The 13,941-nt window shown below is 68.9% G+C and carries 14 protein-coding genes; 11 read left to right on the forward strand and 3 right to left on the reverse strand.

All coding sequences use genetic code 11. The annotated features are described in order from the left end of the window. The first annotated feature begins 86 nt into the window (after positions 1-86). The 11 genes from ABTY40_RS15030 to ABTY40_RS15080 all read left to right on the forward strand — a co-directional run bounded on the left by ABTY40_RS15030 (position 87) and on the right by ABTY40_RS15080 (position 10,008). Positions 87-1,394, forward strand: a complete 1,308-nt coding sequence (locus ABTY40_RS15030) for an MraY family glycosyltransferase (protein WP_345285554.1) — start codon at positions 87-89, stop codon at positions 1,392-1,394. Positions 1,395-1,656: 262 nt separating this feature from the next. Next, on the forward strand, positions 1,657-2,070 hold the full coding sequence (locus tag ABTY40_RS15035) for a Cg1360 family ATP-synthase-associated protein (RefSeq protein WP_345285552.1): 414 nt from the start codon (positions 1,657-1,659) through the stop codon (positions 2,068-2,070). Positions 2,071-2,295: 225 nt separating this feature from the next. Beyond that, on the forward strand, positions 2,296-3,105 hold the full coding sequence (gene atpB, locus ABTY40_RS15040; protein ID WP_309052219.1) for a F0F1 ATP synthase subunit A: 810 nt from the start codon (positions 2,296-2,298) through the stop codon (positions 3,103-3,105). Positions 3,106-3,195: 90 nt separating this feature from the next. Further along, positions 3,196-3,429: an ATP synthase F0 subunit C gene (gene atpE, locus ABTY40_RS15045; protein ID WP_010474382.1), complete on the forward strand. Its 234-nt coding sequence runs from the start codon at positions 3,196-3,198 to the stop codon at positions 3,427-3,429. A gap of 38 nt (positions 3,430-3,467) precedes the next feature. Then, positions 3,468-4,013: a F0F1 ATP synthase subunit B gene (locus ABTY40_RS15050; RefSeq protein WP_309052218.1), complete on the forward strand. Its 546-nt coding sequence runs from the start codon at positions 3,468-3,470 to the stop codon at positions 4,011-4,013. Further along, on the forward strand, positions 4,010-4,825 hold the full coding sequence (locus ABTY40_RS15055) for a F0F1 ATP synthase subunit delta (protein ID WP_352059873.1): 816 nt from the start codon (positions 4,010-4,012) through the stop codon (positions 4,823-4,825). Before ABTY40_RS15050 ends, ABTY40_RS15055 begins: the two co-directional genes overlap by 4 nt. Positions 4,826-4,959: 134 nt before the next feature. Continuing rightward, a complete protein-coding gene (gene atpA / locus ABTY40_RS15060) occupies positions 4,960-6,555 on the forward strand; it encodes a F0F1 ATP synthase subunit alpha (protein WP_309052216.1) in 1,596 nt (531 codons plus the stop codon). 20 nt (positions 6,556-6,575) lie between these two features. Continuing rightward, positions 6,576-7,493, forward strand: a complete 918-nt coding sequence (locus tag ABTY40_RS15065) for a F0F1 ATP synthase subunit gamma (RefSeq protein WP_352059874.1) — start codon at positions 6,576-6,578, stop codon at positions 7,491-7,493. Beyond that, entirely contained in the window at positions 7,493-8,932 is a 1,440-nt protein-coding gene (atpD, locus tag ABTY40_RS15070) for a F0F1 ATP synthase subunit beta (RefSeq protein WP_352059875.1), read from the forward strand. The genes ABTY40_RS15065 and atpD overlap by 1 nt, the downstream gene beginning before the upstream one ends. A 110-nt stretch (positions 8,933-9,042) precedes the next feature. Then, the gene (locus tag ABTY40_RS15075) at positions 9,043-9,417 is read left to right on the forward strand and encodes a F0F1 ATP synthase subunit epsilon (RefSeq protein ID WP_309052213.1); all 375 of its coding nucleotides are present in this window, start codon (positions 9,043-9,045) and stop codon (positions 9,415-9,417) included. A 144-nt stretch (positions 9,418-9,561) separates the two neighbouring features. Beyond that, positions 9,562-10,008 carry a DUF2550 domain-containing protein gene (locus tag ABTY40_RS15080; RefSeq protein ID WP_345285539.1) on the forward strand — a complete coding sequence of 149 codons (447 nt, stop codon included), beginning with the start codon at positions 9,562-9,564 and terminating at the stop codon, positions 10,006-10,008. Positions 10,009-10,074: 66 nt separating this feature from the next. Here ABTY40_RS15080 and ABTY40_RS15085 read toward each other — a convergent pair whose 3' ends face one another. The 3 genes from ABTY40_RS15085 to ABTY40_RS15095 all read right to left on the reverse strand — a co-directional run bounded on the left by ABTY40_RS15085 (position 10,075) and on the right by ABTY40_RS15095 (position 13,900). Continuing rightward, the gene (locus ABTY40_RS15085; protein WP_502990587.1) at positions 10,075-11,922 is read right to left on the reverse strand and encodes a glycosyl hydrolase family 18 protein; all 1,848 of its coding nucleotides are present in this window, start codon (positions 11,920-11,922) and stop codon (positions 10,075-10,077) included. Between the two features lie 134 nt (positions 11,923-12,056). Next, positions 12,057-12,704 carry a response regulator gene (locus ABTY40_RS15090; protein ID WP_352059876.1) on the reverse strand — a complete coding sequence of 216 codons (648 nt, stop codon included), beginning with the start codon at positions 12,702-12,704 and terminating at the stop codon, positions 12,057-12,059. Further along, on the reverse strand, positions 12,701-13,900 hold the full coding sequence (locus tag ABTY40_RS15095; RefSeq protein WP_352059877.1) for a sensor histidine kinase: 1,200 nt from the start codon (positions 13,898-13,900) through the stop codon (positions 12,701-12,703). Before ABTY40_RS15095 ends, ABTY40_RS15090 begins: the two co-directional genes overlap by 4 nt. Positions 13,901-13,941 lie beyond the last annotated feature (41 nt).

The raw sequence follows: 13,941 nt of genomic DNA on the forward strand, positions 1-13,941 counted from the left end.
TCGGGCGGCCCGGATGTCTCCGACCACGTGGACGGCACGGCTAGGGTGTGGGGCTGAGATGGCCAGCGATTCCTGTGGGGCAGCCCGTGCGTGATTACCTGCTGACGCTCTGTGTCACGGCCGCGGTGACCTATCTGCTCACCGGTCCGGTGCGGAAGTTCGCCATCGCGACCGGGGCGATGCCGGAGATCCGCGCCCGCGACGTGCACCGAGAACCGACTCCGCGGCTCGGTGGCATCGCCATGTTCTTCGGGCTGTGCGCCGGTCTGCTCGTCGCCGACCACCTGCAGAACCTGAACAGCGTCTTCGAGCTGTCCAACGAACCACGGGCGCTGCTCTCGGGCGCCGCCCTGATCTGGCTGATCGGCGTCCTGGACGACAAGTTCGAGCTGGACGCCCTGATCAAGCTGGGCGCGCAGATGATCTCGGCCGGCGTGATGGTGGTGCAGGGTCTGACGATCCTGTGGCTGCCGATCCCCGGCGTGGGCGTGGTCTCGCTGACCCAGTGGCAGGGCACGCTGCTCACGGTCGCCCTGGTGGTGCTCACCATCAACGCGGTCAACTTCGTGGACGGCCTCGACGGCCTGGCCGCCGGCATGGTGTGCATCGCGGCGACGGCCTTCTTCCTGTACGCGTACCGCCTCTGGTACGGCTACACGATCGAGGCGGCCGCCCCCGCGACCCTCTTCACCGTGATCCTCATGGGCATGTGCCTGGGCTTCCTGCCGCACAACATGCACCCGGCGCGGATCTTCATGGGGGACTCGGGCTCGATGCTGATCGGCCTGATCCTCGCGGCCTCGGCCATCTCGATCACCGGGCAGGTCGACCCCGACACCCTGAAGATCTTCGAGGGCTCGACCCGGCAGGCCACGCACGCCGCCCTCCCGGTCTTCATCCCGCTGCTGCTGCCGCTGACGATCATCGCGATCCCGATGGCCGACCTGTTCCTGGCGATCGTGCGCCGGACCTGGAAGGGGCAGTCGCCGTTCGCGGCCGACCGCGGGCACCTGCACCACCGGCTCCTGGAGATCGGCCACTCGCACAGCCGGGCCGTGCTGATCATGTACTTCTGGTCGGCGCTCATCGCCTTCGGCACGCTCGCGTACTCGGTGCACTCGGCCTCGATGTGGATCGTCCTCGGGATCACGGCACTGAGCGCGGTCGGTCTGGTGCTGCTCCTGCTGCCGCGGTTCACGCCGCGCGCGCCCCGCTGGGCGGAGTCCTTCGTGCCGCCGCGCTACCGGCGCCGCAAGCTCCCCGCCGTTCCCACGCCGGTCGCCGGGACGGCCCCGGAGGAGCGGGTCCCGGTCCCTGCGGGGATCAACGGGGCGACGGCGATCGGCAACCGCTCGCGCTTCACGGACCGGCGGAAGGCCGGAACGCCGAGTTGACGAACGGCATTTTCGGGTCCAATACCAGACAAGTCGCCCCGTTGTCCTGCACACACGGGCGTTGTAGCTCTCATGTGTGACAGTTGGCACACCCTCTGGGTAAAGACCTATTCAAATAGTTTGTGATACCGTTCACGAGACCCGGCGACAGAGCCGAAGAGCCGTAGTGCGACGGTTCATCGGCCCCGAGACCCACCTCGGACCGGGCTTACGCTCGTCCATGACGACACCATCGCCCCCTCCAGCAAGCGGAGACACCGCCATGCCGTCCAACGACGCACGCACCCTGCTGCACACCGCCGTACCCACCGTTGCCGTAGGCGCCGTCGCCACGGTCGTCAGCGGGGTGGTCGCCGGTGGCAAGGGCGCGATCGGTGCCGTGATCGGCACCCTGGTCGTGATCCTCTTCATGGGGATCGGGCTGGTGGTCCTCCAGCGGACGGCGAGGAAGCTCCCGCAGCTCTTCCAGGCCATGGGGCTCATGCTCTACACGGCCCAGTTGCTGCTTCTCTTCATCTTCCTGTTCCTGCTCAAGGACACTGAGCTGTTCGATTTCAAGGCCTTCGCCTTCACGCTGCTCGCGACGACCGTGGTGTGGGTCGCCGCGCAGGCCCGGGCCTACATGAAGGCCAAGATCATGTACGTCGAGCCCGAGAAGTCGGGATCGAAGTCGTGAAGGGTAGGGCCGGGATAAAGACGCGTTCGGCTTCCTGCTATCGTCCGGTGCCAACTGCGGCACTGCGGGCGCGGGCATCGGAAACAACGCCTGTCCCAGCGCGAGGCTCGATGCCGAACCGCCGCCCCCTTATCCGTAAGACCAGTCCAGTGCCGATCCGCGGCTGCGTGCCGCGCCGACACAACGAGGTTGCCGAACCTATGCGCCACGCTGAAGGAGCCCGCGGTGAGTGCTGACCAGACGCTTGCCTTCGACCCGGATTGCCACATCTTCACCGGATGTGGCTTCCCGGCGCCGGGCCTGCACACGTTCATGTACGAGCCCATCGCAACGGTGGCCGGCATCGAGCTGACCAAGCCGATGCTGCTCGCCATTCTGGGCTCCATCGTGGTGGTCGGGTTCTTCTGGGCGGCGTTCCGCAAGCCCAAGCTGGTCCCCGGCAAGCTGCAGATGGTCGGCGAGGCCGGGTACGACTTCGTGCGCCGCGGCATCGTCTACGAGATCATCGGCAAGAAGGACGGCGAGAAGTACGTCCCCTTCATGGTGTCGCTGTTCTTCTTCGTATGGATCATGAACCTCTGGTCCATCATCCCGCTGGCCCAGTTCCCGGTCACCTCGCTGATCGCCTTCCCGGCCGCGCTCGCGCTGATCGTCTACGTCATGTGGATCTCGCTCACCTTCAAGAAGCACGGCTTCGTGGGCGGCTGGAAGAACATCGTCGGCTACGACAAGTCGCTGGGCCCGATCCTGCCCCTGGTCGTGGTCCTCGAGTTCTTCTCGAACCTCCTGATCCGGCCCTTCACGCACGCGGTCCGACTGTTCGCGAACATGTTCGCCGGTCACCTGCTGATCGTGATGTTCTCGCTGGCCACCTGGTACCTCATGAACGGCCTGGGCTTCGTCTACGCCGGCGCCTCGTTCGTGATGGTCCTCGTGATGACCGCTTTCGAGCTCTTTATCCAGGCCGTCCAGGCGTACGTCTTCGTTCTCCTGGCCTCCAGCTACATCCAGGGCGCGCTCTCCGAGCACCACTGAGTCCTGCCCCGCCCGGCAGTACCACTCCCAACCAACAGTCGTCCGGTGGCCAACCCCCACCGGGTCCTTGAAAGAGAAGGAAGAACCGGCATGTCCGCTCTCGAGACTCTCGCCGCCGTCAACGGAAACGTCGCCTCGATCGGCTACGGCCTCGCGGCCATCGGCCCCGGCGTCGGCGTCGGCATCATCTTCGGTAACGGCACCCAGGCCCTCGCCCGTCAGCCCGAGGCGGCCGGCCTGATCCGTACCAACCAGATCATGGGTTTCGCCTTCTGTGAGGCGCTCGCCCTCATCGGCATCGTCATGGGCTTCGTCTACAAGTAAGCCGGACCTAGCCCAACCCCTTTACGGAAGGCACTGATGTGAACGCTCTGCTTCTTGCGGCAGCGGCGGAGGAGCAGCCTCCGCTCATCCCGCATCTCGACGAGCTCGTCATCGGCCTGATCGCCTTCGTCATCGTCTTCGGCTTCCTCGCCAAGAAGCTCCTCCCGAACATCAACAAGGTTCTGGACGAGCGCCGCGAGGCCATCGAGGGTGGCATCGAGAAGGCCGAGTCGGCCCAGATCGAGGCTCAGAGTGTGCTGGAGCAGTACAAGGCCCAGCTCGCCGAGGCCCGCCACGAGGCCGCGCGTCTTCGCCAGGAGGCGACGGAGCAGGGCACCGCGATCATCCAGGAGATGAAGGCGGAAGGCCAGCGCCAGCGCGAGGAGATCATCGCGGCCGGCCACGCGCAGATCGAGGCCGACCGCAAGGCCGCGGCCGCCTCGCTGCGCCAGGACGTGGGCAAGCTCGCCACCGACCTGGCCGGCAAGCTGGTCGGCGAGTCCCTCGAGGACACCGCCCGCCAGAGCCGCACGATCGACCGCTTCCTCGATGAGCTCGAGGAGAAGGCAGAGGCCGTCCGATGAACGGAGCGAGCCGCGAGGCACTGGCCGCCGCACGTGAGTCCCTCGACGCGCTGATCGACAACACCTCGGTCGACGCGACGACGCTCGCGGACGAGCTGGCCTCCGTCACCGCGCTGCTCGACCGCGAGGTGTCGCTGCGCCGGGTCCTGACCGACCCCGCCCAGCCGGGTGAGGCCAAGGCCGCGCTCGCGCAGCGACTCCTGAGCGGTCAGGTGGGCGGGGCGACCGTCGACCTGGTCTCCGGAATGGTCCGCTCCCGCTGGTCGCGCTCGCGCGACCTGGTCGACTCGGCCGAGGAGCTGGCGAACACCGCGGACCTGACCGCCGCGCAGCGGACGGGCGCGCTCGACGACGTCGAGGACGAGCTGTTCCGTTTCGGCCGGATCGTGTCCTCCAGCACCGAGCTCCGCTCGGCGCTGACGGACAAGGCCGCCACGGCCACCGCCAAGGCCGAGCTGCTCCGCAGCCTGCTCGGTGGCAAGGCGCACCGCACCACCGAGCGCCTGGTCGTCCGTCTGGTGACCCAGCCGCGGGGACGTAGCCTGGAAGCGGGACTCGAGTCCCTTTCCAAGCTGGCCGCCGACCGCCGGAACCGGATGGTCGCCGTCGTCACCTCGGCGGTGCCGCTGTCCGACCAGCAGAAGCAGCGCCTCGGAGCCGTACTGGCGAAGCTGTACGGCCGCGAGATGCACCTGAACCTCGACGTGGACCCCGCGGTCCTCGGCGGGATCTCGGTGCGGGTCGGCGACGAGGTCATCAACGGCACCGTCGCGGAGCGCCTCGACGAGGCGACCCGTCGACTCGCCGGCTGACGGCAGCGGCCACCAACACAACACGCATCACAGCGGCCCGGTTGGGCCGTGCAGAGATTGCAGAAGATTCCTGGGGGTCGGCCCCCAGACCCCTTAAGAAACTTCGGGCCCAACAAGGAGAGCAGGGAACCCAGATGGCGGAGCTCACGATCCGGCCGGAGGAGATCCGGGACGCGCTGGAGAACTTCGTCCAGTCGTACCAGCCGGACGCGGCCTCGCGCGAGGAGGTCGGCACGGTCAGCCTGGCCGGCGACGGTATCGCGAAGGTCGAGGGTCTTCCCTCGGCCATGGCGAACGAGCTGCTGAAGTTCGAGGACGGCACGCTCGGTCTTGCGCTGAACCTCGAAGAGCGCGAGATCGGCGCGATCGTTCTCGGTGAGTTCAGCGGCATCGAGGAGGGACAGTCGGTGCAGCGCACCGGCGAGATCCTCTCCGTCGGTGTCGGTGAGGGTTACCTGGGTCGCGTCGTCGACCCGCTCGGCAACCCGATCGACGGCCTCGGCGAGATCGCGACCGAGGGCCGCCGCGCCCTCGAGCTGCAGGCCCCCGGCGTCATGCAGCGGAAGTCGGTCCACGAGCCGATGGAGACCGGCTACAAGGCCGTCGACGCCATGACCCCGGTCGGCCGTGGTCAGCGTCAGCTGATCATCGGTGACCGCCAGACGGGCAAGACCGCCCTGGCTGTCGACACGATCATCAACCAGCGCGACAACTGGCGCTCGGGCGACGTGAACAAGCAGGTCCGCTGCATCTACGTCGCCGTCGGCCAGAAGGGCTCCACCATCGCGTCCGTGCGCGCGGCCCTCGAAGAGGCCGGTGCGCTCGAGTACACGACGATCGTCGCCGCCCCGGCGTCCGACCCGGCCGGCTTCAAGTACCTCGCCCCGTACACCGGCTCGGCCATCGGCCAGCACTGGATGTACCAGGGCAAGCACGTCCTGATCGTCTTCGACGACCTGTCGAAGCAGGCCGACGCCTACCGCGCCGTGTCGCTTCTGCTGCGCCGCCCGCCGGGCCGTGAGGCCTACCCGGGTGACGTCTTCTACCTGCACTCCCGCCTGCTCGAGCGCTGCGCCAAGCTCTCGGACGAGCTGGGTGCCGGTTCGATGACCGGTCTGCCGATCGTCGAGACCAAGGCCAACGACGTCTCGGCGTTCATCCCGACCAACGTCATCTCCATCACGGACGGCCAGTGCTTCCTGGAGTCCGACCTGTTCAACGCCGGTCAGCGTCCGGCCCTGAACGTCGGTATCTCCGTCTCCCGTGTCGGTGGCTCCGCCCAGCACAAGGCGATGAAGCAGATCTCCGGCCGTCTCCGCGTGGACCTGGCCCAGTTCCGTGAGCTGGAGGCGTTCGCCGCCTTCGGTTCCGACCTGGACGCCGCGTCGAAGGCGCAGCTGGAGCGTGGCCAGCGCATGGTCGAGCTGCTGAAGCAGCCGCAGTACCAGCCGATGGCCACGGAGAACCAGGTCGTCTCCATCTGGGCCGGCACCACCGGCAAGATGGACGATGTCCCGGTCGCCGACATCCGTCGCTTCGAGGCCGAGATGCTGGCGTACCTCCGCCAGAACCACTCGGGTCTCATGACCTCCATCCGTGAGGGCGGCAAGATGTCGGACGACACGCTGCAGTCCGTCGCCGACGCCATCGCGGAGTTCAAGAAGCAGTTCGAGACCTCTGACGGCAAGCTTCTCGGCGACGACGCCTCCGCCGTCAACGTCTCGAAGTGACGACGGAAGGGACCTGACTCATGGGAGCGCAGCTCCGGGTCTACAAGCGTCGCATCAAATCCGTCACCGCGACGAAGAAGATCACCAAGGCGATGGAGATGATCGCCGCCTCGCGCGTCGTCAAGGCGCAGCGCAAGGTGCAGGCGTCGACCCCGTACGCCACCGAGCTCACCCGCGCGGTGACCGCGGTGGCCACGGGCGCCAACGACAAGCACCCGCTGACCACCGAGGCGGAGAACCCGACCCGCGCCGCGGTCCTGCTCCTCACGAGCGACCGCGGTCTGGCCGGCGCCTTCAACTCCAACGCCATCAAGGCGGCGGAGCAGCTCATCCGGAAGCTGGAGGGCGAGGGCAAGGAGGTCGACATCTACGTGGTCGGCCGCCGTGGCGTCGCACACTTCAACTTCCGTGAGCGCAAGCTGTCCGACTCGTGGACCGGCTTCACGGACGAGCCGACCTACGCGGACGCCAAGAAGATCGGCGAACCGCTGATCGAGGCGATCGAGAAGGACACGGCCGAGGGCGGCGTGGACGAGCTCCACATCGTCTACACCGAGTTCGTCTCGATGATGACGCAGACGGCGGTCGAGGCCCGGCTGCTGCCCCTCAGCCTCGACGAGGTGGCGAAGGAGGCCGGCCAGCAGGACACCCTTCGTCCGCTGTACGACTTCGAGCCGTCGGCGGAGGACGTCCTCGACGCCCTTCTGCCGCGCTACGTCGAGAGCCGGATCTACAACGCGCTGCTTCAGTCCTCGGCTTCCAAGCACGCCGCCACGCGGCGCGCGATGAAGTCGGCGACCGACAACGCGGGTGAGCTGATCACCAACCTCACCCGACTTGCCAACGCGGCCCGCCAGGCCGACATCACCCAGGAAATCAGCGAGATCGTCGGTGGCACCGCAGCCCTGGCCGACGCGACCGCGGGGAGTGACAAGTAATGACGACCACTGTTGAGACGGCCGCCGCCACGGGCCGCGTCGCCCGGGTCATCGGCCCGGTCGTCGACGTGGAGTTCCCCGTCGACGCGATGCCGGAGATCTACAACGCGCTGAACGTCCAGGTACCGGACCCGTCCGGTGAGGGCACCAAGACGCTGACCCTCGAGGTCGCGCAGCACCTCGGTGACGGCATGGTCCGCACCATCTCGATGCAGCCCACCGACGGTCTGGTCCGCCAGGCCCCGGTGACCGACACGGGCAAGGCCATCACCGTGCCCGTCGGTGACGTCACCAAGGGCAAGGTGTTCAACACCCTGGGCGAGGTCCTGAACGAGGACCCGTCCACGGTCGCGAGCGCCGAGCGCTGGGCGATCCACCGCAAGGCCCCGGCCTTCGACCAGCTCGAGTCCAAGACCGAGATGTTCGAGACCGGCCTGAAGGTCGTCGACCTTCTCACCCCGTACGTCAAGGGTGGAAAGATCGGTCTGTTCGGTGGCGCCGGTGTCGGCAAGACCGTTCTGATCCAGGAAATGATCATGCGTGTGGCGAAGCTGCACGAGGGTGTGTCGGTCTTCGCGGGCGTCGGCGAGCGCACCCGTGAGGGCAACGACCTCATGGTCGAGATGGAGGAGGCCGGCGTTCTCGACAAGACCGCGCTGGTCTTCGGCCAGATGGACGAGCCCCCGGGCACCCGTCTGCGCGTGGCCCTGGCCGGTCTGACCATGGCGGAGTACTTCCGCGATGTGCAGAAGCAGGACGTGCTGTTCTTCATCGACAACATCTTCCGCTTCACGCAGGCCGGTTCCGAGGTGTCGACCCTGCTCGGCCGTATGCCCTCCGCGGTGGGTTACCAGCCGAACCTGGCCGACGAGATGGGTCTCCTCCAGGAGCGCATCACCTCGACCCGTGGTCACTCGATCACCTCGATGCAGGCGATCTACGTCCCCGCCGACGACCTCACCGACCCGGCGCCGGCGACCACCTTCGCCCACCTCGACGCGACGACGGTTCTCTCCCGTCCGATCTCCGAGAAGGGCATCTACCCGGCCGTGGACCCGCTGGACTCCACGTCCCGGATCCTGGACCCGCGCTACATCGCGCAGGACCACTACGACACCGCCATGCGGGTCAAGGGCATCCTGCAGAAGTACAAGGACCTCCAGGACATCATCGCGATCCTCGGTATCGACGAGCTGAGCGAGGAGGACAAGCTCGTTGTCCACCGCGCCCGCCGTGTCGAGCGCTTCCTGTCCCAGAACACCCACGCGGCGAAGCAGTTCACCGGTGTGGACGGTTCGGACGTTCCGCTCGACGAGTCGATCGCCGCGTTCAACGCGATCTGCGACGGTGAGTACGACCACTTCCCGGAGCAGGCCTTCTTCATGTGTGGTGGTCTCGAGGACCTCAAGAAGAACGCCAAGGAGCTCGGCGTCTCCTGAGCCCCGTGCTCGCCTGAGGGGGCGGGATCCGTCCCGCCCCCTCTCCACGCCCACTAGAATTGACCCCAACACCCGGCACGACCGCCGGGTGGTGACCCGAGGAGCCACCCTTGGCTGCTGAGCTGCACGTCGAGCTGGTCGCCGCGGACCGGAGTGTCTGGTCCGGCGAGGCCACCCTGGTCATCGCGCGTACCACCTCCGGCGACATCGGCGTCATGCCCGGCCACCAGCCGCTGCTCGGTGTGCTGGAGTCGGGCCCGGTGACCATCCGTACGAGCGAGGGCGCGACCGTCGTCGCGGCCGTGCACGGCGGATTCATCTCCTTCGCCGACGACAAGCTGTCTCTGCTCGCGGAGATCGCCGAGCTGGCGGACGAGATCGACGCCCAGCGTGCCGAGCGCGCGCTGGAGCGGGCGAAGTCGGATTCGGACGCCGCCGCCGAGCGGCGCGCCGAGGTACGGCTGCGAGCGGTAGCGGCCCGCTGACGGTCCGCGCCGAGAGTAGTGCCCTCAGCCGCGGCACGGCTGGAATGTTCCAGACCGTGCCGCGGCTGAGGCGATGCAGATGCAGGTTGTATTCGGTTCGGCCGGCGGCGCCGGCTACGGGACGCAGCGAGGAGGTCGGTGAAGATGTTCCTCGCTCTGCTCGTGTGCGGCCTGGTCGTCGCACTGGTGGTGATCGGGCTGTTCGTCTTCGGCCTGCGTCGCAGGCTGATCCAGCGGGCCGGCGGCACCTTCGACTGTTCCCTGCGGTGGAACGTCCCGGACGAGCCGGACTCGACCGGCAAGGGCTGGGTGTACGGCGTCGCCCGCTACAGCGGTGACGAGATCGCCTGGTTCCGTGTCTTCTCGTACGCCCCCCGCCCGCGCCGGGTCCTGGAGCGCTCGGCCATCGTGGCCCTGGAGCGCCGGACGCCGGAGGGCGAGGAGGAGCTCGCGCTGCTCTCCGACGCGGTGATCCAGCCGTGCATGTACGAGGGCGTGCGGCTCGAGCTCGCGATGAGCGAGGACGCCAGGACCGGATTCATGGCCTGGCTGGAGGCGGCGCCTCCCGGCCAGAGGGTGAACGTGGCCTAGGAGTACCAGGAACACGTGAAGCGGGGGACGGCGTGCTGCGCCGTCCCCCGCTTCGTCGTGCGGCGGCTAGTTCAGGCCGCTGTTGATCGCGCCGACGAGCTCGCCGTTGGTGGTGTCACCGCTGAACTCCCAGAAGAAGGCTCCGCCGAGGCCCTGGTTCTTGGCCCAGCTCATCTTGGAGGTGACGGTGGCGGGGGTGTCGTAGCTCCACCAGTTGGTGCCGCAGTGGGCGTAGGCCGTGCCCGCGACGGTGCCGGTGGCGGGGCAGGAGGCCTTGAGGATCTTGTAGTCCTCGATGCCCTGCTCGTACGTGCCGGCCGCCGGGCCGGTCGCGGTGCCGCCGGGCGCGGACTGGGTGACCCCGGTCCAGCCGCGGCCGTAGAAGCCGATGCCGAGCAGCAGCTTGTTGGCGGGGACGCCCTTCGCCTTGAACTTGGCGATCGCCTCGGCGGAGTTGAAGCCCGCCTGGGGGATGCCGGCGTACGAGGTGAGCGGGGAGTGCGGGGCCGTCGGGCCCTTCGCCGCCCAGGCGCCGAAGAAGTCGTACGTCATCACGTTCAGCCAGTCGTAGTACGGCGCGGCGCCCGCGTAGTCGGCGGCGTCGATCTTGCCGCCGGCGGAGGCGTCGGCGGTGACGGCCGCGGTGACGAGGTTGTTCGGGCCGAACTTGGCGCGCATGGCCTGCATCATGTTCTTGAAGGCGGCGGGGCCGCTGGTGTCGCAGGTCAGGCCGCAGGCGTTCGGGTACTCCCAGTCGAGGTCGATGCCGTCGAAGACGTCGGCCCAGCGGGGGTCCTCCACCAGGTCGTAGCAGGACTGGGCGAAGGCGGCGGGGTTCTGCACGGCCTGGCCGAAGCCGCCGGACCAGGTCCAGCCGCCGAAGGACCAGATGACCTTGATGTGCGGGTAGGCCTTCTTCAGCTTGCGGAGCTGGTTGAAGTTGCCGCGCAGGGGCTGGTCCCAGGTGTCGGCGACGCCGTCGACGGACTGGTCGGCGGTGTAGGCCTTGTCGTAGTCGGCGTAGGCGTCACCGATGGTGCACTTGCCGCCGGTGACGTTGCCGAAGGCGTAGTTGATGTGCGTGATCTTCGGGGCGGAGCCCGAGGTCACGATGTTCTTCACGTGGTAGTTGCGCCCGTAGACGCCCCAGTTGGTGAAGTAGCCCATCTTCACGGCGTTGGGCACGGGCTGGCCGCCGCCCCCACCGGTGGTGCGGACGTTCGCGGCGGCGCTGGCCGGGCCGGTCTGGTCGGCGCTGTCGCGGGCGACGACGGTGTAGCTGTAGTCGGTGCCCGCGGTCAGGCCCTGGTCGGTGTAGCTCAGGGCCGTGGTGGTGGTGACCTTGGCGCCGTCGCGCAGGACGTCGTAGTTCTTGACGCCCTTGTCGTCGGTGGCGGCGGTCCAGGTGAGCTTCACCGAGGTGTCGGTGACGTTCGAGGCGACCGGGGTGCCGGGGGCGGAGGGCGCGGCGTCGCCGGGCTGGCTGGTGCCGTCGCAGGGCGCTCCGTTGATCTTGCAGCCGGTGGGGGCGCCGGAACCGGCGCCGTTGTAGCCGAAGGAGATCGAGGCGCCGGGGGCGAGGGTGCCGTTCCAGCCGACGTTCTTGGCGGTCCAGTGGTTGCCCGAGTTGGTGACGGTGGCGTCCCAGGCGGAGGTGACCGAGGTGCCGGTGGGGTAGTCCCACTCGACGGTCCAGGAGGTGAGCGTGGTGGTGCCGGTGTTCTTTATGGTCCAGCTCGCGCCGAAACCGCTGCCCCAGTCCTGGGTCTTGGTGTACGTGGCCGTGGCGGAGGTGGCCGCTTCGGCGGGTGTGGCGAGGCCGACCATGGCGGCCAGTGGCAGGACCAGGGCGGTCAGGCCGGCGGCGGCCCGGTGTCTGAACCCTGTTCTGCGCGACGGTGCTTGAGTGCTCAACGGTGCTCCTCAAGTTGCGGACGATCGTGGTGGGGGTGGTCCGGAAGAGTTGCGCGCGCCCCGCGAGCGTAGGAAGGTCTGGACCAATCGTCAAGAGGTCCAGACCAACGTCGGCGTGGGTGTGTCAGAACACCTCAGACGCCCAGTTCCCGCGCCAGCACCGCCGCCTGCACCCGGCTCCGCAGGCCCAGCTTGCCCAGCACCTTGCTGACATGGGTCTTCACCGTCGCCTCCGCCATGTCGAGCCGTACCGCGATCTCCGCGTTCGCCAGTCCCTCCCCGAGCGCCGACAGCACCTCCCGCTCCCGGGGCGTCAGCGACGCCAACGCCTCCGGGTCCGCCGCCTCCCGCGCCGGCCGGCTCGGGGCCGCGAACTCCGCGATGAGCCGCCGGGTCACCGCCGGGGCGATCATCCCCTCGCCCCGCGCCACCGTCCGTACCGCCTCGATCAGCTCCCGGGCGTCCGCGTTCTTCAGCAGGAACCCCGCCGCCCCCGCCCGCAGCGCCCCGAACACGTACGCGTCGAGGTCGAAGGTGGTGAGCACCAGCACGTCGGCCAGACCCTCCGCGACGATGTGCCGGGTCGCCGTCACCCCGTCCATCCGCGGCATCTGCACGTCCATCAGGACCAGGTCCGGCCGGAGTGCGCGGGCCAGCTCCACCGCCCGCTCGCCGTCCTCGGCCTCGCCGACCACCTCCAGGTCCGGCGCGCTGCCCAGGATCAGCACCAGGCCCGCCCGTACCGCGCTCTGGTCCTCGGCCACCACCACCCGCACCGTCATGCCCGCCGCTCCTCCCCGCTCGTGTCCATCGGCAGTCCGGCCCGCACCCGCCACCGTTTCCGTCCCTCCCCGTCCGGCACCGGACCGGCCTCGAAGACCCCGCCCAGCAGGGCCACCCGTTCCCGCATCCCCACCAGACCGGCCCCGGACCCGGGCGCGGTCGGCCCCGGCCGCTCGCCGTAGGGACTGCTCACCGTCACCGTCAGCGTCCCGTCCTCCCGGGAGAGCGCCACCCGCACCTCACCGGGAGCGGCGTGCTTGAGCGCGTTCGTCAGGGACTCCTGCACGATCCGGTACGCCGCCAGTTCCACCGGCACCGGCAGGTCGCCGCCCCCGACCCGCGCGTCCTCCAGGACGAAGCTCAGGCCGCTCGGCCCCCCGTTCGCCCCGGCCTGCGCCAGCAGCGCGTCGAGCCCGGCGAGGGTCGCCGTCGCGGCCGGCTCGGTGTCCGCGCCGCTCTCCCGGAGCAGGCCGATCAGCCGCCGCATCTCCCCGAGACCCGCCACGCTGTTCTTCCGGATGACCGTGAGGGCCTGCCGGGTCGTCCCCGGATCGTCCAGGGAGAGCGCCGCCGTCGAATGGATCGCGATCGCCGAGAGGTGGTTCGCCACCATGTCGTGCAGTTCGCGCGCCATCCGGGCGCGCTCCGCCACCACCGCCTGGGCCCGGTCCATCTCGGCGAGCAGGGCGGTCTGCTCGGCGCGCAGCCGGGCCGTCTCCGCCGCGTTGCGGTGGTTGCGGACGATCGCGCCGGTGATGGCCGGCAGGAAGGCGATGCCGCCCGTGAGCACGCCGACGAGCAGCGCCACCGCGTTCTGCCACCAGATCAGCAGCACGACCGTGAGGGCGACGGTGATCAGACCGGTGGTGTAGGGGATGCGGCGGGCCGAGGCCGGGGGTCCGTACACGACGGCCGCGTACATCACGTCCGTGAACATCAGGACCGTGGCGAGGCTGCCGTTGGTGAACTGGTCGGCGACGATCGCGAGGGTGCCGGTGAGCAGGGCGGTCCGGGGCATGGTGCGCCGCAGCGCCTCGGCACCGGACATCACCGCCAGCGGCACGAGGGCCGCCCACCGCTGCTCGAGCAGGCGGTCACCGGAGGTGTACAGGCCGAACCACCACAGGAGCAGACCGCCGAAGAACCCGACGGCGGCGATCAGCACGTCGTGGCGGTGGGGGCGGGGGAGTGTCACGTACCCATCCAACACTCCGCGCGGGCGCGGGGCCTCGACGC

The organism is Streptomyces sp. NPDC126503 (genome assembly GCF_040302405.1).
In the GTDB taxonomy this organism is placed as follows: domain Bacteria; phylum Actinomycetota; class Actinomycetes; order Streptomycetales; family Streptomycetaceae; genus Streptomyces; species Streptomyces gulbargensis.

Excerpts from the sequence above, each read along its gene's own strand:
- ABTY40_RS15065 (WP_352059874.1), top strand. The coding sequence starts at position 6,576 with ATGGGAGCGCAGCTCCGGGTCTACAAGCGTCGCATCAAATCCGTCACC.
- ABTY40_RS15055 (WP_352059873.1), top strand. The coding sequence starts at position 4,010 with ATGAACGGAGCGAGCCGCGAGGCACTGGCCGCCGCACGTGAGTCCCTC.
- atpA (WP_309052216.1), top strand. The coding sequence starts at position 4,960 with ATGGCGGAGCTCACGATCCGGCCGGAGGAGATCCGGGACGCGCTGGAG.
- atpE (WP_010474382.1), top strand. The coding sequence starts at position 3,196 with ATGTCCGCTCTCGAGACTCTCGCCGCCGTCAACGGAAACGTCGCCTCG.
- ABTY40_RS15080 (WP_345285539.1), top strand. The coding sequence starts at position 9,562 with ATGTTCCTCGCTCTGCTCGTGTGCGGCCTGGTCGTCGCACTGGTGGTG.
- ABTY40_RS15035 (WP_345285552.1), top strand. The coding sequence starts at position 1,657 with ATGCCGTCCAACGACGCACGCACCCTGCTGCACACCGCCGTACCCACC.
- atpD (WP_352059875.1), top strand. The coding sequence starts at position 7,493 with ATGACGACCACTGTTGAGACGGCCGCCGCCACGGGCCGCGTCGCCCGG.
- ABTY40_RS15090 (WP_352059876.1), bottom strand. The coding sequence starts at position 12,704 with ATGACGGTGCGGGTGGTGGTGGCCGAGGACCAGAGCGCGGTACGGGCG.